Origin of the sequence: Pseudomonas sp. NPDC078416 (assembly GCF_050268485.1) — a bacterium.
Taxonomy (GTDB): Bacteria; Pseudomonadota; Gammaproteobacteria; order Pseudomonadales; family Pseudomonadaceae; genus Aquipseudomonas.
The window spans coordinates 83,310-107,637 of sequence record NZ_JBNNGV010000013.1; the positions used below are offsets into that span (position 1 = coordinate 83,310).

Annotated in this window: 14 protein-coding genes and 1 pseudogene; 11 read left to right on the forward strand and 4 right to left on the reverse strand. The window is 59.7% G+C overall.

Annotated features, from left to right (window positions below; genetic code table 11):
• Positions 1 to 307 precede the first annotated feature (307 nt).
• From ACQKEN_RS14000 to ACQKEN_RS14025, 6 genes and pseudogenes are all read left to right on the forward strand, one after another.
• Positions 308 to 3,149, forward strand: a pseudogene (locus ACQKEN_RS14000) (type VI secretion system tip protein VgrG).
• Entirely contained in the window at positions 3,146 to 7,789 is a 4,644-nt protein-coding gene (locus ACQKEN_RS14005) for an RHS repeat-associated core domain-containing protein (RefSeq protein ID WP_427686289.1), read from the forward strand. The pseudogene ACQKEN_RS14000 and the gene ACQKEN_RS14005 overlap by 4 nt, the downstream one beginning before the upstream one ends.
• Entirely contained in the window at positions 7,786 to 8,121 is a 336-nt protein-coding gene (locus tag ACQKEN_RS14010; RefSeq protein WP_427686291.1) for a hypothetical protein, read from the forward strand. The genes ACQKEN_RS14005 and ACQKEN_RS14010 overlap by 4 nt, the downstream gene beginning before the upstream one ends.
• A 339-nt stretch (positions 8,122 to 8,460) precedes the next feature.
• Positions 8,461 to 8,928 (forward strand): hypothetical protein, encoded by a 468-nt coding sequence (locus tag ACQKEN_RS14015; RefSeq protein ID WP_427686293.1) that lies wholly within the window; start codon positions 8,461 to 8,463, stop codon positions 8,926 to 8,928.
• Positions 8,929 to 9,065: 137 nt separating this feature from the next.
• Positions 9,066 to 9,566 (forward strand): SUKH-3 domain-containing protein, encoded by a 501-nt coding sequence (locus ACQKEN_RS14020; RefSeq protein ID WP_427686295.1) that lies wholly within the window; start codon positions 9,066 to 9,068, stop codon positions 9,564 to 9,566.
• Positions 9,567 to 9,913: 347 nt separating this feature from the next.
• Positions 9,914 to 10,435, forward strand: coding sequence for an Imm15 family immunity protein (locus ACQKEN_RS14025; RefSeq protein ID WP_427686297.1), 522 nt, complete (start codon positions 9,914 to 9,916; stop codon positions 10,433 to 10,435).
• Between the two features lie 86 nt (positions 10,436 to 10,521).
• Here ACQKEN_RS14025 and ACQKEN_RS14030 read toward each other — a convergent pair whose 3' ends face one another.
• From ACQKEN_RS14030 to ACQKEN_RS14045, 4 genes are all read right to left on the reverse strand, one after another.
• Positions 10,522 to 11,652 carry an SMP-30/gluconolactonase/LRE family protein gene (locus ACQKEN_RS14030; protein ID WP_427686299.1) on the reverse strand — a complete coding sequence of 377 codons (1,131 nt, stop codon included), beginning with the start codon at positions 11,650 to 11,652 and terminating at the stop codon, positions 10,522 to 10,524.
• 706 nt (positions 11,653 to 12,358) lie between these two features.
• Positions 12,359 to 13,585 (reverse strand): c-type cytochrome, encoded by a 1,227-nt coding sequence (locus ACQKEN_RS14035; RefSeq protein ID WP_427686301.1) that lies wholly within the window; start codon positions 13,583 to 13,585, stop codon positions 12,359 to 12,361.
• The gene (locus ACQKEN_RS14040; protein ID WP_427686303.1) at positions 13,582 to 15,345 is read right to left on the reverse strand and encodes a GMC family oxidoreductase; all 1,764 of its coding nucleotides are present in this window, start codon (positions 15,343 to 15,345) and stop codon (positions 13,582 to 13,584) included. Before ACQKEN_RS14040 ends, ACQKEN_RS14035 begins: the two co-directional genes overlap by 4 nt.
• 6 nt (positions 15,346 to 15,351) lie before the next feature.
• Positions 15,352 to 16,098 (reverse strand): gluconate 2-dehydrogenase subunit 3 family protein, encoded by a 747-nt coding sequence (locus ACQKEN_RS14045; protein ID WP_427686305.1) that lies wholly within the window; start codon positions 16,096 to 16,098, stop codon positions 15,352 to 15,354.
• A 522-nt stretch (positions 16,099 to 16,620) separates the two neighbouring features.
• Between ACQKEN_RS14045 and mrdA the strand changes: the two genes are divergently transcribed.
• The 5 genes from mrdA (at position 16,621) to ACQKEN_RS14070 (ending at position 24,228) form a co-directional block, all read left to right on the forward strand.
• The gene (gene mrdA, locus ACQKEN_RS14050) at positions 16,621 to 18,555 is read left to right on the forward strand and encodes a penicillin-binding protein 2 (RefSeq protein WP_427686307.1); all 1,935 of its coding nucleotides are present in this window, start codon (positions 16,621 to 16,623) and stop codon (positions 18,553 to 18,555) included.
• Positions 18,556 to 18,918: 363 nt separating this feature from the next.
• The gene (gene poxB, locus ACQKEN_RS14055) at positions 18,919 to 20,640 is read left to right on the forward strand and encodes a ubiquinone-dependent pyruvate dehydrogenase (protein WP_427686309.1); all 1,722 of its coding nucleotides are present in this window, start codon (positions 18,919 to 18,921) and stop codon (positions 20,638 to 20,640) included.
• 234 nt (positions 20,641 to 20,874) lie between these two features.
• Entirely contained in the window at positions 20,875 to 21,726 is an 852-nt protein-coding gene (locus ACQKEN_RS14060) for a MurR/RpiR family transcriptional regulator (RefSeq protein WP_427686310.1), read from the forward strand.
• A gap of 180 nt (positions 21,727 to 21,906) precedes the next feature.
• Positions 21,907 to 22,461 carry a D-alanyl-D-alanine dipeptidase gene (gene ddpX, locus ACQKEN_RS14065; RefSeq protein WP_427686312.1) on the forward strand — a complete coding sequence of 185 codons (555 nt, stop codon included), beginning with the start codon at positions 21,907 to 21,909 and terminating at the stop codon, positions 22,459 to 22,461.
• A 210-nt stretch (positions 22,462 to 22,671) separates the two neighbouring features.
• Positions 22,672 to 24,228, forward strand: a complete 1,557-nt coding sequence (locus ACQKEN_RS14070) for an ABC transporter substrate-binding protein (RefSeq protein WP_427686314.1) — start codon at positions 22,672 to 22,674, stop codon at positions 24,226 to 24,228.
• Positions 24,229 to 24,328: the final 100 nt, after the last annotated feature.

Sequence of the window (24,328 nt, forward strand, 5' to 3'; positions counted from 1 at the left end):
GCGCAAGAAGTTGCGCAGGGGTGCGCAACTTATTGCGCACCTGCCCAGTGATTTGTGACCAAACCTCAGCCTTCCCCCGCAAAAAATCCCCGCAAACCCTTGTGGCATAAGGGCGGCGCGCCTTCTGGCACAGCCCTTGATATCTCCGTCGTCCTCTGGATGCGCGATCGACTCCGATCAGTCGCGATTTCCAGACCGCGGAGAGCACCGCCGACACCTGGCGGTTCGCTGTCCTTCCACGCATTTGCAGTCGTTGATTGCCCCCTTTGCATCGACGTCTGCCGCCACAGCGCATAAGGAACAAGGGATGTTCGCACCGGCCAACCAAGCCCAATTCAGCCTGACCCTCAATGGGCAGGACACGCTGTTTCAAGTGCTGTCGTTCACCGGCCGCGAGCGCCTCAACCAACCGTTCGAATTCGAGCTGGAGCTGGTCAGCGAACAGGCCGCCCTCGACCTTGAAACCCTGCTTCACGGGCAGACATTTCTTCAGCTGGCCGAGGACGGCACCGGGATTCACGGGCTGGCTTACAGCATCGCCCAGGGGGATGCCGGCAAGCGCCTGACCCGCTACCGGATTTCCCTGCGACCGCAGCTGGCTTACCTGGCGCACCGGATCAACCAGCGCATTTTCCAGCAGATGACGGTGCAGCAGATCATCAGTCAGGTCCTCGAAGAGCACGGCATTCTTTCCATCGATTACCGCTTCCAGCTCGGTGCGACCTACCCCGAGCGCGTCTACTGCGTGCAGTACGACGAGTCTGACCTGCATTTCATCCAGCGCCTGTGCGAAGAGGAAGGTATCCACTTTCATTTTCAGCACAGCGCCAAGGGCCATCTGCTGGTGTTCGGCGATGACCAGACGGTGTTCCCGAAACTGGCGCCGGTGCTCTATCAGCAGGACACCGGACTGGTCGCCGACGGCCAGGTGATCAAGCGCTTCGGCCTGCGCATGAACACCCGCACCAGCCGCACCACGCGGCGTGATTACGACTTCACCAAGCCGAAGTTCCAGCTGGAAAGCAGGGCCAACAGTGCGGCCGTCCCGGACCTGGAAGATTACGATTATCCCGGCCGTTTCGCCGATCGCGAACGTGGCCGGCACCTGGCCAAATCGCGCCCTTGAGCGCCACCGCAGCGACTACCGGCTGGCCGAAGGCAGCAGTGATCAGCCTCGGCTGGTCAGCGGTCACTTTCTCGCTCTGACCGGACACTCAAATCCGTTGTGGAACGACCTGTGGCTGCTGACCGAGGTCTTCCACGAGGGCAAGCAGCCCCAGGTGCTGGAAGAAGTCATCACCAGCGACGTCACTGACCTGAAAAGCGATTTCCATCAGGGCTACCGCAACCGTTTCACCGCGACGCCGTGGGACGTGCACTACCGGCCACCGCTGGAGCATCCGAAACCCAAGGTGCTGGGCACACAAAGCGCGGTGGTCACCGGGCCTGATGGTGAAGAGATTTACTGCGACCAGCACGGCCGGGTGAAGGTGCAGTTCTTCTGGGATCGCGAAGGCCAGCACAACGACAAGACCAGTTGCTGGATGCGCGTGGCCTCGAACTGGGCCAGCCAGAACTTCGGTGCGATCAACCTGCCGCGGGTCGGCATGGAAGTCCTGATCACCTTCCTCGAAGGCGACCCCGACCAGCCCCTCATCACCGGTTGCCTGTACCACGGCGCCCATTTGCCGCCGTATAAGCTGCCCGATTTCAAGACCGTGGCGACGGTCAAGAGCAAAGAATACAAGGGCAGCCGCGCCAACGAGTTGCGCATTGACGACACCACCAGCGAGATCAGCATTGCCCTGCGCAGCGATCATGGCGCCAGTGCCATCAACCTCGGCTACCTGACCCATCCGCGGCCCGCCGGCGGCCAGCCCCGGGGCGAAGGTTTCGAACTGCGCACCGATCGCCACGGCGCTGTCCGAGCCGCCGCCGGCCTGTTGATCACCACCGAGCCGCGTCCCAACGAATCGAAGCACCACAAGGACCTGCCGGAAACCGCCGAACGCCTGGCCACTGCCGCCGATCAGCAGGACGGCTTCGCGCTGCAAGCCAAGGAACTGCAAGCCCAGGAACCCGGCGATCAGGATGACGTCGCCAAAGCTTTGCATGCGCAGCATCAGGGCGTGCTTGGCAGTGGTCCGGCGAACAAGAGCACCAACGAGTTTCCCGAGTTCACCGAACCGCATCTGGTCCTCGCCAGCCCGGCCGGCATCGCCCTGACCACGCCACGTTCAAGCCACATCGCCACCGGCGAGCACCTGGCGTTGAGCAGCACGGGCCACACCAGCCTTTCCGTCGGTAAACGCCTGCTGGCCAGCGCCAGCCAGGGCATGCGCCTGTTCGTGCAAAGCCTCGGCTGGCGTCTGGTCGCGGCCTCCGGCGACATCGACGTGCGCGCCCTGAAGGACAGCATCAACCTGCTGGCCAAACTCAACATCACCGCCAATGCCGAGCGCATCACCCTCACCGCCAAGACCGAACTGGTGATCCAGGGCGGCGGCAGCGCCACCACCTACAACGCCGCCGGCATCACCCACGTCACCACCGGCCCGTATACCGCCCACGCGGCCAATTTTGCCTACACGTCGGCGAAAAACCTCGCCGGCGTGTTCCCCGAGCCACCGAAGCCGGGCAAGGGCGACCTTGAGTTGTTCAACCAGTATGCGGGGCAACAAGGTATTCAGGGCGGCGGCTTCGAGGTGATCGATGCCTTGGGCCAGCGGCTCAAAGGCTCGCTTGATGCCAAGGGGTTCGCGGCTGTTCCCGGCGCTGCACCCGGGCCTGGAAGGGTGGCCTTCGGCAAGGACCCGGCGGACACCTGGACGGAGGGCAGCTTTATCGGCAAGCCGGAATGGCCGGTCATGCCGCCGGGGGTGGGGGAGGTACCGGCGCCGTTGGAGGCGGCGGTGACTGAAGGGCTGCCGAGCAAGAACTGGGATGTTGCGCAGGTGATTGCGGTGGCGGCCGACGTTGGGTCGGCGGGTTTGGGTTCGCCGGCGCTGGCGACTGCGGCGCTGCCGATGGCTTCAGGCCTTCTGACCGGAGTGATCAAAAGCGGGAAGCTTCCGAGCCTGCCAGTGCCGACGGTGGATGAGGGTTTGCTTGAAGTATCGGGCCTGCTGGCCGGCGAGAAATTGTCATGAGCGCGGGCATTGGAGAGCGCGAAGGTCAGGTGGCGATTGTTCCGCTTGATCTGATTCAGATGGAGGACGTCGGGGCCGGCGCGGCCAATGTCGATGCCTGGCTGCAGGACATCAGCGGCGGGGTCGTCTCCCTTGAACGGATCAAGAGCGCTGCCGGGTTTTTGCCTGTGGTGGGCAACATCATGGCGCTGGTCGATGCGCTGAATGACATCGTTCGGCTGGCGACGAGTGAGAAGCGCGATCCGCTGGACTGGGTCAGTTTGGGCATCAATTTGATTGGTGTGCTGCCGACGCCGCCGACCATGGCGGCAGCCCGGATGAGCTTACGGCCGACGTTGTTTCTGGTGCGTCAGGAGATGCGGCAGGCGGGCAAGATGGTGTTGGGGGATTCGCTGATCGAGGTGCTGATCGGGCACCTCAACGCGGACATCGTCGGGACGCTTGATGATTTTGTGACTCAGGCGCAAGCCAAACTTCCCGGCATTCTCGATGACGCGGGCAAGCTCGGCGAAGGCGTGTTGAATGAGATCGCCAAGGGTCTGGAGAGCGCGGTCAATGGCGATCTCGATGCCAAGGGCACTCTGCTTGAGGCGGTGCAGCTGATCAGCGATGGGCGCAAGCAGTGGGACTACGATCCCAAAGGCGCGATTTCCAACATCTTCATCGCGGTTGCCGACGTTTACATCGCTGCCGGCCAAAAAATCGTCAACGGCACCGTCGAACATCTTGTGCCTGAAGCGCTGAAAGACCCGGTACGCAGACAGGCTAAGTCATTGCGTGCCATGGGGTCAGAGCTTCGGGCCCAGATTAATGGTCTAGCGGATCCTGGGGTTCAGAACTCGATTGGAGCGTTGCTGCAGACGTTGGCGGGGGCAGTGGTCAGTTGGCGTTCGCGCAATGGGCATGGGCAAGCCTTCAACATCAAGCCGGGGGTTGTTAGTCAGGCCAAGCGCCAGGGCGGCGAAGGGAAGCTGGAGGCGGTTGGTTTCGAGAAGCCTGCGAAAGCCCGGCCTAACAAGCGGAAGAACTGTACGTGTCCGTGCCCTTGTGAATGTGCCTGTGGGTCGACGGCGAGGAGCATCAGTTTTGCGATGGGTTCGGAGTCGGTTAGCCATACCGATTTCAGCCTGCCAGGGCCGTTTCCGATTGAGTGGACGCGGACCTATTGCTCCAGTCTGGATGCCTACGATGAGGATGTTATCGGCGCACGCTGGATCACGCCGTTTACCACCCGATTTGACTGTGTGGATGACGGCTTGGTGTTTCATGACTTCGATGGGCGTAGTCATGAATTCCCTCTGCCCAAGGTCAAGCTGTTTCACTTCAACGCCATTGAAAATCTGACCGTTGTTCGCCCCAGCAAAGATCGGTTAGTGCTGATGCGTGGCCTGGATCACAGAGAAACCTATGTTCGGCGGGGTGATCGTTTTGTTCTGACCAACAAGGTTTTGCCTAATGCCGCCGGGGTGATGCTGCATTACGAGCATCGGCACGGTGGGGATTTAGTGCTCTCCGAGTTGGTCACTTACTCGGAAAAAGACGTCAACAAAGTCCATCTTCGACTTGGCACGTTGATCGATGATCAGGGGCGGCTGACCGGTCTGTGGGAAGTTCGCGATGGTGAAGTCAAACGCCAACTGTGCGCGTATCAGTACGACACCGAAGGCGACCTTGTTCTGGCTCAGGACGAGGACGGCGCTACATGGCGTTATCAATACGAACACCACCTGATTACCCGCTACACCGACCGCACCAATCGTGGTTTGAATTTGCAGTGGCAAGGCACCGGTCCCGACGCCAAGGCCGTGCGCGAATGGGCGGATGACGGCAGTTTCGATACTCGGCTAGCGTGGGATGAAAACATTCGTCTCACCTACGTCACCGATGCGCTCGGTCACGAAACCCGGCACTACTACGACAGCCTTGGGTACACCTATCGCATTTGCCATGCCGATGGTCGCTCGGAGTGGTTCTTCCGCGACGCCGCCAAAAACATCATTCGCCATGTTCATACCGATGGCAGCACTGACCGCTATCGCTACGACAAACTGAGCAACCTCACCGAACACACCCGCGCTGATCACAGCGTCATCAATTACGCGTACGACGAAAAAAGCCATCTGATCAAGATCAGCGATGGCGAGGGTGGGTTGTGGAAACGGGACTATGACCTTCGCGGCAATCTGGTTGAGGCGATTGATCCTTTAGAGAACACAACCGAATACGCCTACAACTCGTTTGGCCTTCCTACGGCAATCAAGGACGCCAACGGCAACACCAAGAAACTTGAGTACAACGCCGCCGGCCAGTTGTTGAAATACGTTGATTGCTCTGGAAAGGTCAGCGCATGGGAATACGACGAACGCGGCCAGATGGTTCGCTTCACCGACCCGGCCGGGCATAGCACCGCTTACGAATACAAATCCGGTCAACTGGTACTGATCAAGCATCCGGATAAAACCGAAGAACGTTTTAGCCGCGACGCCGAAGGTCGTTTGCTGGCCCATTCCGATGGCCTCGAACGCTGCACCACCTGGCGCTACACCGCTGCGGGATTTATCGCCGAACGCGTCGACGCTGCCGAGCAAACCTTGCGTTACCGCTGGGACAAACTGGGGCGCCTCGTGGCGATGGAAAACGAAAACGAACGCCGTGCCAATTTTCACTTCGACCCGGTCGGTCGGCTGCTGCAAGAAAGAGGCTTCGACGGGCGTATTACTCGTTACCAGTACGACCCAGAAACCGGGCGCCTTGCCGAGACCATCAACGGCCAGCGCACGATTGCACTGACTTTCGACCCGATGGGCCGTCTCACCGAACGCCGTGCAATCCTCGGCGACAAGTCGCAAAGCGAAACCTTCGCCTACGACGGCAACGGCCATCTGGTCATGGCGACCAACGCGGCCAGCCGCCTGCAATGGTTTCACGACCCGGCCGGCAACCTGCTGCGCGAGCATCAGCATTACTCGAATCTGGAAAAACCACTGGTTGCCGTCTGGCAGCACGAATACGACGCGCTCAACAACCGCGTTGCCACCATTCGCCCGGACGGTCATCGCGTCAGCTGGCTCACCTACGGCAGCGGTCATCTGTTGGGGTTGAAGCTTGATGAACACGAACTGCTCAGTTACGAACGCGACGACCTGCACCGCGAATTCGCCCGCCACCAAGGCAATAACCTGCTGCAAACCCAGCAATGGGACCCTGCGGGGCGCCTGCACGAACAACTGCTGGGCCGAGCAGACGACAAAACCACGCTCGTCAAACGCGCCTACACCTACGACGCTGCAGGCCAACTTACCGATATCAACGACAGCCGTCGCGGCCCGCTCGCTTATAAATACGACCCGGTCAGCCGCCTCCTTAGCGCCACCAGCCGCCAGGGCATGGAGACCTTCGCCTTCGACCCGGCCAGCAACCTGCTCAACGACAGCGCCGCACCCGTGCGCCGTCCTTTAGATCCAAAGCCTGTCCGCCACAAACTGATCGACAACCTGCTGCGCGACTACGCCGGCAACCACTACGAATACGACGAACGCGGTAACCAGACCGAGCGCTGGACCAACGGCCTGCGCAGTGAGCTGCACTGGGATCTCTTCGATCGTCTGGTGTACTTCTGCGATCCGTGTCTCACCGTCGACTTCGGCTACGACCCCCTCGGACGCCGCCTCTACAAACTCTCCAAAGCCCATTACCGACCGCGCCCGGAAGCCGGCACCGGCTGGAACGAAAACGAACACGCCCGCAAAGAGCGCGAACTCGGCTGCGGCTTCACCCTGTACGGCTGGGACGGCGACAACCTCGCCTGGGAAAGCAGCCCTCCGCCGTACGCCGGCGCCCTCGGCCGCACGGTCCATTACATCCACGAACCCGGCACCTTCGTTCCCGTGGCCCAGGCCATCCGCCACGAAACGATCCGCTTGGTGAGCCAACCGACTTATCAGGGCCGCTACAACTTCAGAGAAGATCCGCTCTGGACCTACAACCCGGTCGCCCTGCCAATCGACGTCCTCGCCTGGTACCAATGCGACCACCTCGGCACACCCCAGGAAATCACCGACCAAAACGGCAACACCGCCTGGACCGCCCAATACAAAGCGTGGGGCGAAGCAACCGAACACTGCTCTGAATTCGCCCAACAAATCGGCCTGACTAACCCTATCCGTTTCCAGGGCCAATACCACGACCACGAAACCGGCCTGCACTACAACCGCCATCGGTACTATGATCCAAAGGTCGGGCGGTTCATCAGCAAGGATCCGATTGGCTACAGTGGTGGGCTCAACCTCTATCACTACGTCCCGAATCCTACGGCTTGGATCGATCCTCTAGGATTAGCTCGGATATTCAAGAATGCTCCTTATCACGGAACCTCAGACAATGCAGTTAAAAGCCGTGCGCCAACTAACGGCCAAGTAGCGCTGAATAACTCGGTTCAAGTTAAAGAAACATCCCATAGACGAGTCGGGGTAGACGTAGAGAATAAGGAGTTTGTCGTGCTGGATAGGACCGAAACTCACCCAAATGGAGACGAAGAGTTTCATGGGCACGTACGTTGCTGGTGCGATTTGCACAACGAACAACAATCGGCATTCAAAAAAGCTGGCATGGTAACAGGCAAAGGGAAGATCAAAAAATGAGCGCTACCACTCCCCCATATAGCCAAGAGGAGCTCGATGTTATGTTGCTGTCGGAAGATGCGGCGGTAACTACGGATGCACTTATGTATCTGTGTTTTAACATTGATGATCCGCAATGGATTCAGCTTAAATGCATAGAAGCAATACAGAATCATCGCGACGATGACGTCAGAGGACTGGCACTGACATGCATAGGTCATGTTGCCCGCATGCACAAAGTAATCGACAAATCTTTAGTCATGCCGGTGCTACTTGAAAAGCTTAAGCACAGGACCTTGTCTGGTAGAGCTCAAGATGCTCTTGACGACATTGAAATCTTTATCAATCGATGACTATGTCTAAAGTGAGAGAATTCGTCAAAGGGGACGGACCCCTTTATCCTAGGTTATAGCACCGAAGCCGGCGGTGAGGGTGCTCGCCATCCAGTTGTTAAAAGGCTCTACGACTCAGTCCCTGTTGACCTTCAAAACAAGTGTTACCACGGCCTGTGCGCAGAGGCGGACGTGCTGAGTCAGATGCATACGAGCACAACATCCGTTGCGTTGCTCAATTGAAAAAAATTACCGCCGGAGCAACCTTCACGGCTGTTAGAAACGATGGTAAGCCATTGCCATTTTACGACTCCTGTTCACCTGTGATGAATCGGCTCGGCGTGAGGGACGGAATTTCAGATGATTGAAAACCAGGAAGTGCTCGAAATAGAGAAACTTGAATCACAACTAGTAGCTGGGGAAGTATCGTTCGACCAGTTGCGGCGTCAGTACGCAAGATTCTTACTGAAAATTCTGAATGACGGGAGAATAAGGTCGATCCCTGAAGAAAGACGTTCAGAGCTTATTTCTTTTCTGAGAGATTCAGTCGATCGTGATCACTTGGATGTGGACGATGTAGTCGTCAAGGCTCAAGTCTCGAAACTTTGCGCTATGGAGCGAACACGAGGCACCCAGGAATTAGATTTAACGATTTTTGTTCGTTGCGTGATCTTCTGTTTTAGGGACGGAAAACAGTGGGCGGCTGAGGATTCTGGTGACCCGACACCTCTCTATCTATATTTCATAACTCTGAAGAGAGTTCTTCCAAAGGTGAGGCAGGAATTTATAACATTTATACGAGAGCTTTTTAATCCTGTTGGGATGTGATAGATCAGTGTGGAAACCATGGATCGCTTTCAGGTCGAAGTGCGATAGTGGCCACCTTTGTCTTTGTCAAAAGAGGCTAAAGGGGACGGACCCCTTTAACTCGGCTTTATATCACCCACTAACAGCTTGGCAAAATCGTGACCGACACACTGAACGTACCCCCGCTGATCGAACTGCCTGAAAGCCTGAACGCACTGTTTCTCGCCGCAGGCTGGCCCAGCATTTCCACCGCACCGCTGCCGCATTACGTGCCACCCGAGCATCCTTCCGCTGCTCTACTTGAACAGCTTGCCGGGGTGCAGGTGGGCATCTGCGGCGCAGGAGAGGAGTGTGCTACCAGTGATGTCGCCTTTGGCACATTTGAACATCTGCATGGAAGCGAAGATTTTCTTGAGTGGGAGCAACGCCTGGGCACAACCTTGGTGAGCATCGCCGAAGTCCATCACGGCCACGGCGCGCTGTTGATCGACGAAAAGGGTTGCTGCTACCTCATGAGCCTCATCCACGACGGGCTTTGGATACAGGGACTGGGCTTTGTTCAAGCCATGGAGAACTTGATATTTGGGCGTAAGACCGGTGAGCGGGCGCAACTCGCAACGCCAGGCGCGATACCGATCTTTTGCACCGGTACCCTATGAAAGACCTTCCCGCGTTGGGGGCAGAAAATCTCGCTCGCCTGCGTTCAATCAGGTTTAGAGGTACCGTTAAAAGGGCCGGACTCCTTTCGCTCAATAAAGTGAATCCTTCAGGAAACACTCCAGATGATCACGGCACCGGCACGACGGATCAGGACAAGCGTTATACCGGCATTCACAGTCCTGTTGATCTACCCACAATTCGAGAGAGGCCGCAGGGCTCATGAGTCATGAATATGGATTGGTTTTTTCTAACGACTTTACAAAGGCTAAAGGGGACGGACCCCTTTAACTCGCGCTAGAAAGACTATCGACTGGCTGAACAGTCATGGATGGAGTATTCCGAAAAAATGAAGTTGACTAAGCTATTTCGCAAAATAATCAGTAAAGAACCCTATAACGATTTGAGCGTGTTTTTCTCAGACTTCGAAAGTTTCGAAGAAATACCTTTGATTTCTAGGCGGCACCGATTGAAGCTCTTAACGAAAAGTATAGAGAACGACAATATTTCGGAATTTTTGATCGGTCTTTCATTCTTTCTCATGACCTCGATTAGGATGCTTTCAGTCACTAAGAAAAGCAAGGATATCTTTTTCGCGGTAAGTTTTCCTGACTTTGATCTGTTCGCAGAACAGGGTGTGTTGATGCCGCACATATTCGTATACCTAGCGGCAGTCTCAAATGGTTTCGTGGAAAAGATAAAAGCCAAGCAGAGAACTGAAAGCTCACGAGAGATGAATGAAGTAAAAAGACATTTTGCAAGATGCAACCTTGAGTCGATTTTTGAATTTTATGAAAGCCGATTCCACGACTCGGCTAGCGGCGAGGACATAATAAGGATTTACGCAGTACCTAAAAAACTTGGGGTGTAAAAACCCTAAAGGGTGCGGTCCCCTTTAGTCCAAGAGCAGTGCGCAGGTAGACGGTCGATTGACCGTCTTGTGATCCAGCCAGCCCCTTAAACCGCAAACCCAGTCCCGCGCGTATTCACAAACAGCGAATAAATCGAGTGACTGCTCGCCATGAATAGCCGATTCCCTTCGCGTCCGCCAAAGCAAAGATTAGGACAGCGCTCCGGCAGCGAGATGTGCCCAATGGCTTTACCTTGCGGGTTGAATACCCGCACGCCGTCGAGTTTCTCGAGGTCGGCCTTGGGGTCGCCGTTGCCGCCCCAGCCGCACCAGAGATTGCCCGCTTCGTCGCACTTCATGCCGTCGATGGCGGCGTAGTCCAGGCCTTCGATGTGTTTGCGGCGTTCGCCCAGTGTGCCGTCGTCCTTGACCGCGATGGCCCAGATCAGGCGGTTCGGTTTGGCGCGGCCTTCGACGACGTACAGGGTCTTTTCGTCAGGGGAGAAGCACAGGCCGTTGGGACCGGCGAGGTCGTCGATCACCCGGGTGACTTTCCTGCTCTCGCCGTCTATGCGGTAGACGGCGTGGGGCTGGGTCGGGGTGATTTTGTGGCCTTCGTAGTTGTTGCTGGTCTGGAAGGGCGGGTCGGTGAACCAGATCGAGCCGTCGCTTTTGCAGACGATGTCGTTGGGGGAGTTGAAGGGTTTGCCGTCGAAGCTGTCGGCCAGCACGGTGAGGGTGCCGTTGTATTCGGTGCGGGTGATGCGCCGGCCTTCGTTGGTGGTGGTCGAACCCTCGCAGACGATGAGGCGGCCCTGGCGGTCGCGGCACATCCCGTTGGAGAAGTTGGAGTGTTCGCGGTACACCGTGAAGGTGTCGGTGATTTCGTCCCAACGCATGATGCGGTTGTTGGGGATGTCGCTGACCAGCAAGTAACGCCCGTCGCCGACCCAGACCGGCCCTTCGGCCCAACGCATGCCGGTGGCAAGTTTCTCGACGCTGGCGTTGAAGACGCGCAGTTCGAGAAAGCTGTCGTCGAGAATGTGGATGAGGGGATCCGGGTAGCGCTGGCTCAGCGGTTCTGCTGCAGACGCAAGGCGGGGCAGGGCGGCGCTGCCGACGGCGGCAAACGTGGCGGACACGGCGAGGGATTTTTTCAGGAAGCTGCGGCGGGTGTTGCCGCTTGAGGGTTTTAGGGTTTCAGCGTGCTCGGGCAAGGCGGACAGGGATGAGTCCATGTAGCGATCTCCGTTCTATTATTTTTTTACGGGCCGCTAGTAATACCTCGTGATAAGACATCGTACAAGTGAATGATGGGTTGGGTATCCAGCTCACCCTCCGAGGACATCGGTGCCCAAACGGGCCTCTTCCCGGTTAAAGCCGGTCCCACTAAAAGCAATGCATGCAGCCAGTGGGACCGGCTTCAGCCGGGAATGGACGCAGAGCGTCATGGGATGCATTCCCACGCGGAGCGTGGGAACGATCTAAGCGTTGAGCAGCAAGATTGATGGTGCCCAGGAGGGCCTCTTCCCGACTAAAGCCGGTCCCACTAAAAGCATCGCGTGCAGCCAGTGGGACCGGCTTCAGCCGGGAAGCCGTTGATCTGCTTCTGATCTGCTTTTGATCTTCGTACACAAAAAGTGCAGTCACCGCCAAACGCGACTTGGGTGCAGGCTGAACGCAGGTTTCGCGGAGTGGGCCGAGCCGCATGGATGCGGCGAGAGCTGCCCCCCGCCATGGATGGCGGATGGCAGCGGGCCCACGGAGCGAGACCGGAGTGAAGGAACCCGACGAAGTCGGGCCCAACCGAGAGCAAGCACCCTTGGTTACTTGGGGTGCTTTTCCAAGTAACTCGCCGAAGGCGAAACGTCTGCCCCTAGGCAGACGCCCTTGATCTTGATCTTGATCTTGATCTTGATCTCCAACGTAACGCACGCGAAAAACCTACTTCGCCCTCAACCCCTCACGCACATCCTTCACATCCGAACCGGACACCGCCGGCGCCGCATTGCCCCACGTATTACGCACATACGTCAGCACATCCGCGACATTCTCATCCGACAGATTCCAGCCAAACGCCGGCATCGCCGGAGCCGTCGGCGCAGCATCCGTCGCACCCGCACGACTGCCCGCCAGCACCACACGAATCAGCGACGACGGATCGTTGCTGTTCACCAGCGGTGCCATCGCCAGTTTCGGGAACAGATTGGCCGCGCCTTCACCCGTCGGCGTATGACACGCCGAACAGCGATCCGCATAAATCGCCTTGCCCGCCACCATCGCCCCATCGTTCGCATCGACTGGCTTAACGGCCTCCACCGGCTTGGCGCCATCCTTCAAGTACACCGCCACCGCCAGCAAATCCTCATCCTTCCAGTGCTGCGAAGAATGCTCGACTTCCTCGGCCATCGGCCCGGACGCGATGTCGAAACGGTTAGCGCCGGTCTTCAGGTACTTGACGATGTCCGCCTCGCTCCACGCCCCAATGCCATCCTGGCCCGTGGAGGTGATGTTCGGCGCGACCCAGTTCTGCAGATTGGCGCCGGTGAGGAACTGATCGTTCTTGTCACCGCCAATCAGGTTCTTCGGCGTGTGGCACGTGCCGCAGTGGCCCAGTCCTTCCACCAGATACGCGCCGCGATTCCACTGCTCGGACTTCTGCGGATCGGCCTTGAACTCGCCTTCCTTGAAGTTGATCAGGTTCCAGCCGATCAGGCTGGTGCGCACGTTGAAGGGGAAGGGCAGCTGGTTGGTTTCCACCTTGTTCTCCACCGGATCCACTGTCTTCAGGTACGCGAAGATCGCCAGGTTGTCCTCACGGAGCACCTTGGTGTACGCGGTGAACGGCATGGCGCCGTACAAACGCTTGCCGTCCAGGCCGTGGCCCTTGGACATGGCGTTCTGGAAATCCTCGAAGCTCCAGCGGCCGATGCCGGTCGCCTGGTCCGGGGTGATGTTGGCGCCGGCCAGCTTGCCAAACGGCGTATCAAGGATCACGCCACCGGAAAACAGCGGCTTGCCCGGGATGGTGTGGCACGCGGTGCAGTCGCCTAGCGTGGTCAGGTAGCGGCCCTTTTCCACGATGTTGTAGGAATCGGCGCCGGTTGCCCCGTGGGCGAGGGAAACAGACAGACCGATAACGCCTGCGCAGACCGTCAGAAGAGTCTTCATACGCTGATCATCTCCCCTGGACGCTTAAGGTAGCGGGTGCGGATGGCATCCGCCGCTTTGAAGGCCAGCGCCGCGACGGTACCGGTCGGGTTGTAGCCCGGGTTCTGCGGGAAGGCTGATGAGCCGACCACAAACAGGTTGGGCACGCCCCACACTTGCAGGTGCTTGTTCACCGAGCTGTTTTTCGGGTCGGCGCCCATGATGAAGCCGCCGACGATGTGCGACGACTGATACGGCGCGCTGTTCCAGTGCCCTTGCTGGGAACTGGGCACCATCTGCCGCGGGTTCATGCTCTTGGCGATCTCGCCGACCTTGCCAGTGACGTAGGCGGCCATCTTGCGATCGTTCTCCGGGAAATCGAAGGTGATGCGCAGCAGCGGGCGACCCAGCGGATCTTTGTAGGTCGGGTCCAGCGACAGGTAGTTGGTGCGGGTCGCATAGCTGCTCGCTTCACAGCCGATGGACATGGTGCTGGCGTAGTTCTTGACCGTGGCTTTCTTCCATTCCGAACCCCAGGTCGGGGTGCCCGGCGGGAGAGGGCGCGCGTCGATGGGCGCTGCGCCGATGGGCGTCACGCGGGTGCTGCCGCCGCCGACGAAACCCAGACCCGAGTGGTCGAAGTTGTCGTTGTTGAACTCGTCGATGCCCATGCCGATGGCGCCGCCGCCGATAAACGGGTTGAAGTTCTTGTCATCGAAGAACATGCGCACGCTGTTCGCCGTCTGGTAGGCGTAGTTGCGGCCCGTGGTGCCGGTGTTGGTCACCGGGTCGTACGGCTGGCCGACACCGGACAACAGCATCAGGCGCACATTTTCGAAGATGAACGCGCTGATCACCACCAGTTCGGCGGGCTGTTCCCACTCCTCGCCGTTGGAATCCATGTAGACGATGCCGGTGGCGCGTTTGCCGCTGCTGTCCATGGTCACGCGCAACACTTCGCAGTTGGTCATCGCGGTGAAGTTCGGCTTGCGCACCAGCACCGGCAGAACCGTGGTGATGGCGCTGGCCTTGGAGTAGTTGGCGCAGCCGTAGTTGGTGCAGAAACCACAGAAGGTGCAGGCACCCATCGCCACGCCGAGGGAGTTGACGTAAGCGCGCGATTGAAGCGCCGACGGCACCGGGAAAGGTTTGTAACCGAGATTCTTGGCGGCCTCGGCGAACAGCGTCGGCGCGTAGGTCTGTTGCGTCGGCGGGTTCGGGTATTCCTCGGAGCGCGCGCCTTCGAAGGTGTTGCCGCCTTCCTGAATCACGCCCTTGATGTTGCCGGCCTTGCCGGAGATCCCCGCCAGGCGGTCGAACTTGGTGTAGAACGGCTCCATTTCCTCCCAGTCGGTGCCCCAGTCCTGCAGGGTCAATTCAGGCGACAGCTCTTTGCCGTAACGCTCGGTCAGGTGGCTGTGCAGGCGGAATTCATGGGGCTGGAAGCGAAAGGTGATGCCGGCCCAGTGATTGCCGGCACCGCCGGTGCCATTGCCGGGGTGAAACGAGCCCCAACTGCGCATGGGTAGCGCTGTCTCGGTCACGCTGTTGCGAATGGTGGTGGTGTTTTGCCGTGTCCTGAGCATCAAGTCCTGACGGCGGCTGTAGCGCAATTCGTCCGCCGCCGAGGCCACGTTGAAGTCAGCCGCGGTATCGCGCCAAGGGCCGCGTTCGAAGCCGATGATTTTCAGGTTTTCATCCGCCAACTCGTTCGCGATGATGGATCCGGCCCAGCCGAGCCCGACAACCACGACGTCCGTGGATGGTAGTTTTTTGGCCATGTCGAATTAACCCTTCTTGGTCCAGGCGGAGCTGCCGATGATGGAGAGCGGCACCAGATTGAGCTTCTGGTTGTGCAGGCCGATGTACTCGCGGTAGTCGTAGCGGGCACCGGGGAAGCCGATCATTTTCCACGACACCATGTCGCGGTTGCCGCCGTAGACCGGGTCGGCGAAGAAGCCTTCCATGGTGTTGCCGAGCACTTGCTGGAAGAACAGTTTGGCGTCGATGCCATCCAGCGTGATCTCGCCTTTGTCCAGACCGGTCAGGACCTTGTCCTGTTCTTCTGCGCTCAGGGCGCTGAAACTTTTCTGGAACTGCTTCTGGCAATAGCCTTCAAGGCCGGCGAGGCCGAGACGGTAGCGCTGGCGCGGCACCAGTTCCGACTGGTCACCCTGCATCGGCGTGCCCTGGGCGAACGGGCCCTGCATATACAAACGGCTGAACGTGCCGTACTCGCCGGCCAGCTGACGGTCGATGAACACGGCGCAACCGGCATCCTTGCCGCTGACGCTGAGGTCATCGGCGGGGATCAGTCGGGCGACAATGGCTTCCACCGCGGTGGCTTCGGCGTCGGTGAAGAATTGCCAGCCGGGGGTGTCGTAGTGCATCGGACCGTTGTGGTCGAAGGGCACCCACTGCGGAACGCCGACGACGGTGGCGGCCTGGGCCGTGGCAGCTGCACCGACGGCCAGCGTCGTGGCTGAACCTTTCAGCAACTGGCGGCGGGTGAGGCCTTTGGGTTTTTCTGTCATTCCGGGCTCCTGCAAAACCACGCCCCCACAGTCCATTGGGAATGGTCCGTGCCGGGGCTGTGCTCTGCGTTCTTTATCACGGGTATTGCCGCGCATACGATGTGCACGGCAAGTGGCTCTTGGCGGGGTGTGACATTGGGTCTCTGGCAGGCCTGCGAGCGAATAGCGCACGCTAGGCGGGGAATTGCCGAAACTGATCCGCATCTTTTCACGCCAACTGCCATGATAGATGTGTTACCCCGTGTTGCAGCCGGTGAAATCGGTAAATCACTTTTACCGTTTGCGTAACAGTCGCCGCGCAATCGAGTAACAATGGGTCAGATCGAGGTGGGTGGCATTTCGCCTAAGCAGTCCCTGGGTGATGCAAGCCGGGGCTGAGGGTGGCCTGAACCTGACAGAATCTTCATAAAGCCGAGCCCGTCGCCAGGGCCACTTCTTGGTATCGTGCACGCCATTTGCGTCCCGGCGGTTCAACCGGGGTGCTGACTGTGCCGTCTATCTGTTCACCGAGTAGCTGCAGAAATGCCCGATCCAATACCTTTAAAAGACCACGAGAAGGAAACCCGGCTGGTCAACAAACGCTTGATCGCCTGCGCCGTTTTCGTGGCCATGCTCAGCGTGGCGCTGGTGTGCCGCATGTACTTCCTGCAAGTCACCGAATTCGCCTACCACTCCACCATCTCTGAGAACAACCGCGTCCACGTGCTGCCGATTCCCCCGGAGCGCGGGCTGATCTTCGACCGTAACGGCGTGATCCTCGCCGACAACCGCCCCAGCTTTAACCTGACCATGACCCGCGAGCGCGCAGGGGACTGGCACGCGGTGATCGACGAACTGATGCAGATCCTCAACCTGCCGGACGAGGACCGCATCATCTTCGACAAGGCGATGAAAAACTCGCCCCACCGCTTTGTGCCGGTGACGCTGCTGTATGAGCTGACGGAAGAGCAGATTGCCTTGTTGGCGGTCAACCAGTTCCGCCTGCCGGGGCTGGACGTCGAGGCGCAGTTCGTTCGCCACTACCCGCTGGCGGAGCATTTCGCCCACTCCATCGGTTACGTCGGACGGATCAACGAGAAGGAAGCGACCCAGCTCGATCAAGTGGAATACCGCGGCACCCAGTCCATTGGCAAAACCGGCGTCGAGCGCTTTTACGAGAGCGAGCTGCATGGCCACGTCGGCTATGAAGAAGTGGAAACCAACGCCCAGGGCCGTGTGCTGCGGGTGCTCAAGCACACCGATCCGGTGGCCGGCAAAAACATCACCCTGAGCCTGGACATCAAGCTGCAAGAGGCGGCAGAACACGCGCTGGGGGATCGTCGTGGCTCGGTGGTGGCGATTGATCCGGCCACCGGCGAAGTGCTGGCGATGGTCAGCAAGCCGAGCTTCGACCCGAATCTGTTCGTCACCGGCATCAGCTTCAAGGAGTATTCGGCGCTGCGGGATTCGGTCGACCGGCCGCTGTTCAACCGCGTGCTGCGCGGCTTGTATGCGCCAGGTTCGACGATCAAGCCGGAGGTGGCCATTGCCGGTCTGGACAGCGGCGTGATTACGCCGTCGACGCGGGTGTTCGACCCAGGTTATTTCCAGCTGCCGGACTTCGACCACAAGTACCGCAACTGGAACCACAGCGGCGACGGCTGGGTGGACCTGAACGCGGCGATCATGCGCTCCAACGACACCTATTTTTATGACCTGGCCCACAAGCTGGGCATCGACCGCCTGCACGACTACCTGACCATGTTCGGCATCGGCCAGAAGGTCTCACTGGACATGTTCGAAGAGTCGGCGGGGCTCATGCCGTCCAAGGAATGGAAGCGCATCACTCGGCGTCAGGCGTGGTTCCCCGGCGAAACAGTGATCCTTGGCATCGGCCAGGGCTACATGCAGGTGACGCCGCTGCAACTGGCCCAGGCGACGACGCTGATTGCCAGTAAAGGCGTGTGGCACCGTCCGCACCTGGCCAAGGAAATCGGCGGTTCGGCGCCTGTGGATGAGCACCCGATGCCCAACATCGTGCTGCGTGATTCCCACGAGTGGGATCAGGTCAACAACGGCATGCAAGCGGTGATGCACGACCCGCGCGGCATCGCCCGTGCCGCCGCCCAAGGTGCGCAATACCGCATCGCCGGCAAGAGCGGCACCGCGCAGGTGGTCGCGATCAAGCAGGGTGAACGCTACAACCGCGACAAGACTCTGGAACGCCACCGCGACAACGCCTTGTTCGTCGGTTTCGCGCCGGCGGCCAATCCGAAGATTGTCGTCGCGGTGATGATCGAGAACGGCGAGGCGGGCGGGCGCGTGGCCGGTCCCGTGGTGCGGGAGATCCTCGATGCCTGGCTGCTGGATCCGGACGGCCACCTGAAACAGCAATACGCCACGCCAAGCGCAACGCCGGTGAATCCGAAGGTGCAGATCGCGGCGCCGAACAAGGCGGTGGGCCAGCCACCGGTGTGACGTGCGTTGGCCTCATTGCTGCCTTCGCGGGGGATGCGGATCTGGCGCATGAAGCATTGCCCTGCACGCGGGCGGTGGGCTGCGGGCTTGGCGCATTGCCCTTCGCGGGCGACGCGGGCCTGACGTATGACGCATTGCCCTGTAGGAGCCGGCTTGCTGGCGAACCCGATCTGTCAGATACGCAACCGGTGACTGACACAACGGGTTCGCCAGCAAGCCGGCTCCTACGGTATGAACCCCTCTCAAAAATGTCGCACACCCACACGCACTGAACTGTGCCCGGCGTGACGGGTCGATTTGAGACCACGCGTGATGTCTGTTCCGGCCTCCCGCGCTCATTCGACTCGACAAGGAACTTGCCCCATGTCCAGCAGAACCATCGCCGACTACCTCGCCCAAACCCTCGCCGCAGCCGGCGTCTCGAAGATCTGGGGCGTCAGCGGCGACAGCCTGAACGGTCTGACCGACAGCCTCCAGCGCCTGGGCAAGATCAAGTGGATGCACACCCGTCACGAAGAAGTCGCGGCGTTCGCGGCAGGGGCGGAAGCAGCGTCCACCGGCAAGCTGGCGGTGTGTGCGGGCAGTTGCGGTCCGGGCAACCTGCACCTGATCAACGGCCTCTATGACTGCCACCGCAGCGGCGTGCCGGTCCTGGCCATTGCGGCGCAGATTCCGTCCTCCGAAATCGGCCTGAACTACTTTCAGGAAACCCACCCCACCGACCTGTTCAAGGAGTGCAGCTACTTCGTCGAAACCGTCAGCACCCCCGAGCAGTTTCCCCGGGTGCTGGAGCGGGCCATGCGTGCCGCCATCAGCCAGCGCGGCGTCGCGGTGATTGTGATCTCCGGCGATGTCGCCCTGAGTGCGGCGCCCGACATCAAGCCCCAGTGGGTCGATCACGCACCTGCTCGGGTCATCCCGGCAGAGGCCGACCTGCAGCGTCTGGTGGACCTGCTGGACTCATCCAAAGCCGTGACCATTCTCGCCGGCGCCGGCTGTGCCGAGGCCCACGACCAGGTGGTTGCGCTGGCCGAGAAGCTGTCTGCCCCAGTGGTTCACGCCCTGCGCGGCAAGCAGTACATCGAATACGCCAACCCCTTCGACGTCGGCATGACCGGGCTCATCGGCTTCAGCTCCGGCTACCACGCGATGATGGCCTGCGACACCCTGGTCATCCTCGGCAGCAGCTTCCCGTACCGCAATTTCTATCCGGAAAAAGCCAAGGTCATTCAGATCGACATCGACCCGACCGCCATCGGCCGTCGCGTGCCGGTCACCCTCGGCCTGGCCGGCGGCATCGCTGAAACCCTCGACGCCGTGTTGCCGCGTCTCAAGGCCCACACCGACCGCAAGTTCCTCGACAAGGCGCTGGATCACTACGCCAAGTCCCGCGAAGAACTCGACGAACTGGCCACGCCGTCGGGCCACGGCGAGCCGATTCACCCGCAATACCTGACGCGACTGGTTGACGCCTACGCCGACCCGGACGCGATCTTCACCGTCGATGTCGGCACGCCGACGCTCTGGGCTGCGCGCTACCTGACCATGAACGGCAAGCGTTCGCTGCTGGGTTCGTTCAACCACGGCTCCATGGCCAACGCGATGCCTCAGGCATTGGGTGCCAAGGCTGCATTCCCGCAGCGGCAAGTGGTAGCGCTCTGCGGCGATGGCGGCTTGTCCATGCTGATGGGCGACCTGCTGTCGATCCGCCAGTTGAACCTGCCGGTCAAGCTGGTGGTGTTCAACAACAGCTCGCTGGGTTTTGTCGCGATGGAGATGCAGGCGGGCGGCTATGTGCCCCATGACACCGATTTCAACAGCACCAATTTTGCCAACATCGCCATCGGCGCCGGGATTCTGGGGATTCGCGTGGAAGATTCGGCTGACCTGCCAAACGCCATGAAGAAAGCCTTCGAACATCCAGGGCCTGTGGTGGTGGATGTGGTGACCGCGAAACAGGAACTGGGTATGCCGCCAAAGATCAAACTGGCGCAGGCCAAGGGCTTCAGCCTGTTCATGCTCAAGGCTGTGATGAACGGTAAAGCGGACATGGTGCTGGAACTGGCGAAGACCAACCTGCGCTGATCTCATGTGGGACCGGCTTCAGCCGGTCCTACTCATTATTTTCGCCCCTCAATCGCGCATTTCTCCTCATCCTCGCACCACCCTGAATCACGAAAATACCCCGCCTGAAATCTCTTGAAAAAAGCATTGTAAGCGTCCGAAACACGATGTTATGTTGCTAACATCCTGTTGCAGAATGACCGCCGAATAACATTATTCCCTGTCACGCGACGCTTCTCCCCCAGCGGAATTTCCATGGAAAAAAGCCCGTTTCTCGATGCTCTGGAGCAGCGGTTCAGCGATCTGACGCCGACCGGCAAGCGCATCGCCGGCTACCTGCTGGCCAATCCGCAGAAGCTGCCGTTCGAGACCGCCGACAGCATCGCCCAGCAGACCGGTACCACCGGCATTTCGGTAGGGCGGTTTCTGCGTTCGCTGGGCTATCGCAACATCGACGACGTCAAACAGAGCCTGCGCGGTGACAGTGCCAGCCCGTGGGTGATCACTGATCGGCTCGGCGCCTTTCGCGAAGAAAACACCCAGGGCGATGCGCTGGAACGCTCGATGAACCGCGAGCTGGAAGCTATCCAGCGGGTCTACGGGCTGGCACGCAGCGAAACCTTCGCACGCATCGTCGAGCGGCTGCACAGCGCAGACGCCGTGTTCATCGTTGGCATCCAGACCACCCGCGGCATCCTCAACGCGTTTTTCAGCCACCTGGAGTACATCCGGCCCAAGGTGTATTACGTCGACGGCTTGTCCGGCACCTATGCCGAGTCGCTGAATTCGCAATTCGAAAATCCCTACGCCGTGATTGCTGACTTCCGTACCTATTCCGCCGTGACCCGGACGTTCTGCGAAGTCGCCCATCAGCAGAACGTCGGCCTGGCCTTCATCACCGACTTTCACTGCCCGTGGGCGCGGGATTACCCGAGCGATCTGCTGCAGCTCAATTCCGATGTGGGTCAGTTCTGGGATTCCCTGGCGCCGCTGACCTGCCTGTTCAATTTGATGGTGTCGGCAGTGGCCGACCGTTATGGCGACCGCCTCGACCAGAGGCTGGCGAAGAACCGTGAGCTGCAACAACTGTTTGGCCAGTTTGAATAAACCGGATTGTCCGGTTGAAACCGGCTTTACAAAGGCAACAGCTTCCCGGCTAAAGCCGGTCCTACGGGAGTAAGCGGGGCCTGCTGAATGACTCGCGCTTTTAGTAGGACCGGCTTTAGCCGGGAAGCTCCACCCCCTCAACGCATGATGAATGAACACGCTGATCTGGAGTGTCGTTACGTGAATAGCCCCCTCGTCGAAGTCGACGCCCACGCGCTGCAGGTCGAGATCGACTTGATCTACGCCGGCGTCGACAACCTCGCCGGCAAGCAGATTTACCAGGACCCGCGCTGCCTGCTGCACCGCGACGCCGAGCGCTGTCTGCGCAAGGCCAGTCGTCTGGCACGCCAGGCAGGGTTCAGCCTGAAAATATTTGACGCCTATCGCCCGGGCTACGCGCAGTACCTGCTGTGGCAGGCGCTGCCCAACCCCGAATACGTGCGCGACCCCAGCCTGGGTTCCCACCACACCCGTGGCGTGGCGGTGGACCTGACCCTGATCGACGCCAGCGGGCAGGCCCTCGACATGGGCACCGGTTTCGATGATATGCGCGAGCAGTCCCATCAGTTTTTCGCCGACCTGCCCGCCGACATACAGCGCAATCGCCTGATGCTGCTGGGGATCATGCTGGCCGCGGGGTTCACCTACATCGACAGCGAATGGTGGCATTACGAACTGCCCGACGCCGAGGACTACCCGCTGATCGACGACGGCTCGATCCAGCCCGCCACCTGAACACGCAACACGTGACACGTAACACAAGACAGGACACACCCACACACGACCGGGACGACCACGAATCCCGGCTGAATCTGGCGCCTACCCGACCTCGCAAGAGCAGGGCTCGCCATTTCGCAGGCCTGGTGCCTGTGAGCTTTAACTGCCCGGTATAGCTTCAATAACAAACCTGACGAACTTCCCTACATCGACGATCAAGGAACCGGCATGAAATCAATCGTTACCCCTCGCACCCTGGCGATGGCAGTCCTCTGCACCGCCATGGGCCTTGGCGCCTGGCAATCGGCCAGCGCAGCCGTGCCCCAGGACACCCTGATGATCGGCAAACCGTCCGACCCGCAGACCCTCGACCCGGCCGTGACCATCGACAACAACGACTGGACCGTGACCTACCCGGCGTACCAGCGGCTGGTCACCTACAAGGTCGAAAACGGCAAGGGCAGCACCGAAGTCGCGGGGGAACTGGCCAGCAGCTGGACCACTTCGGCAGACAACCTGACCTGGGAGTTCAAGCTCAAGCCCGGCAACAAGTTCGATGACGGCGCCGAGGTCAATGCCGAGGCGGTGAAGTTCTCCTTCGACCGGGTGATGAAGCTCAAGCAAGGGCCGTCCGGTGCGTTCCCCGATGACATGGCCGTGTCGGTGGTCGATCCGCTGACTGTGCGCTTCACCCTGAAAGCGCCGTATGCACCCTTTCTCTCGACCCTGGCCCACAACGGTGCGGCGATCATCAACCCGGACGTGGCGAAGAAAGCCGAAGGCGCCGACGCGTACCTGTCCAATCACACCGCAGGTTCAGGGGCATTCAAGCTGGTCAACTGGCAGAAAGGCCAGGCCCTGACCATGGAGCAGAACAGCTACTACGCCGGCCCCAAACCGACCCTGAAAAAGGTCGTGGTGAAAATCATCGGCGAGGCGTCCGTGCGCCGTCTGCAACTGGAACACGGTGACCTGGACATCATCGAAGACATGCCCGAAGACCAGCTCGAAGCGCTGGCGAAAAAATCCGGCATCGTGGTTGGCGATTACCCGTCGCTAAGGGTGACGCTGCTGTACCTCAACACCCAGAAAGCGCCGATGAACAACCCCGATGCGCGGCGTGCCATTGTCGAGTCCCTGGATTACGACGGCATCATCAACGGCATCCTGAAAGGCAAGGCCAAGCCGCTGAACGGGCCGATTCCTCAGGGCATGTGGGCCTACGACGAGAAGCTGCCGGCGTTCAAGCAGGACATGGACAAGGCCAAGGCGGATCTTGCGAAAGTCTCGCCGAAGGTCAGCAACCTGACGTTCATGTACTCCGACAAAGACCCGAACTGGGAGCCGATCGGCCTGACCCTGCAAGCCGGCCTGCAACCGCTGGGCGTCAACCTCAAGCTGGAAAAGCTCGCCAACGCCAGCATGCGTGAGCGCCTGGGCACCGGTGACTTCGACATCGCCATCGGCTCCTGGAGCCCGGACTTCGCCGACCCCTACATGTTCATGAACTTCTTCTTCGACTCGAAGCTGAAAGGTTTGGCCGGCAACCGTTCGTTCTACGACAACCCGGCGGTGGACAAACTGATTCGGGAATCGGCGACCACCAACGACATGGCCAAGCGCACCGAGCTGTACCAGCAGGCGCAAAAGATCGTGCTCAACGACAGCGTCTACGCCTACCTCTATCAGAAGGCCTACACCTTGCCGATGAGCGAGAAGGTCAAGGGCTACGTGTTCAACCCGATGCTGGAACAGGTGTTCAACGTCGGCACGATCACCAAGTAAGCGCTGCATCCCGTAAATCGCTGTCACTCACAGGGCCCTGCAAGGGAGGCGGGGCCCTGTGAAGCAGCGCTGTGTCCGCGAGCTGTTTCGCGGTATTGAT

What these genes read in the sequence shown, in the direction of transcription:
- poxB (WP_427686309.1), top strand. Translation starts at nt 18,919, where the DNA reads ATGTCCAGCAGAACCATCGCCGACTACCTCGCCCAAACCCTCGCCGCA.
- ACQKEN_RS14025 (WP_427686297.1), top strand. Translation starts at nt 9,914, where the DNA reads ATGAAGTTGACTAAGCTATTTCGCAAAATAATCAGTAAAGAACCCTAT.
- ACQKEN_RS14045 (WP_427686305.1), bottom strand. Translation starts at nt 16,098, where the DNA reads ATGACAGAAAAACCCAAAGGCCTCACCCGCCGCCAGTTGCTGAAAGGT.
- ACQKEN_RS14040 (WP_427686303.1), bottom strand. Translation starts at nt 15,345, where the DNA reads ATGGCCAAAAAACTACCATCCACGGACGTCGTGGTTGTCGGGCTCGGC.
- ACQKEN_RS14015 (WP_427686293.1), top strand. Translation starts at nt 8,461, where the DNA reads ATGATTGAAAACCAGGAAGTGCTCGAAATAGAGAAACTTGAATCACAA.
- ACQKEN_RS14070 (WP_427686314.1), top strand. Translation starts at nt 22,672, where the DNA reads ATGAAATCAATCGTTACCCCTCGCACCCTGGCGATGGCAGTCCTCTGC.
- ACQKEN_RS14030 (WP_427686299.1), bottom strand. Translation starts at nt 11,652, where the DNA reads ATGGACTCATCCCTGTCCGCCTTGCCCGAGCACGCTGAAACCCTAAAA.
- ACQKEN_RS14005 (WP_427686289.1), top strand. Translation starts at nt 3,146, where the DNA reads ATGAGCGCGGGCATTGGAGAGCGCGAAGGTCAGGTGGCGATTGTTCCG.
- ACQKEN_RS14010 (WP_427686291.1), top strand. Translation starts at nt 7,786, where the DNA reads ATGAGCGCTACCACTCCCCCATATAGCCAAGAGGAGCTCGATGTTATG.
- ACQKEN_RS14060 (WP_427686310.1), top strand. Translation starts at nt 20,875, where the DNA reads ATGGAAAAAAGCCCGTTTCTCGATGCTCTGGAGCAGCGGTTCAGCGAT.
- ACQKEN_RS14035 (WP_427686301.1), bottom strand. Translation starts at nt 13,585, where the DNA reads ATGAAGACTCTTCTGACGGTCTGCGCAGGCGTTATCGGTCTGTCTGTT.
- mrdA (WP_427686307.1), top strand. Translation starts at nt 16,621, where the DNA reads ATGCCCGATCCAATACCTTTAAAAGACCACGAGAAGGAAACCCGGCTG.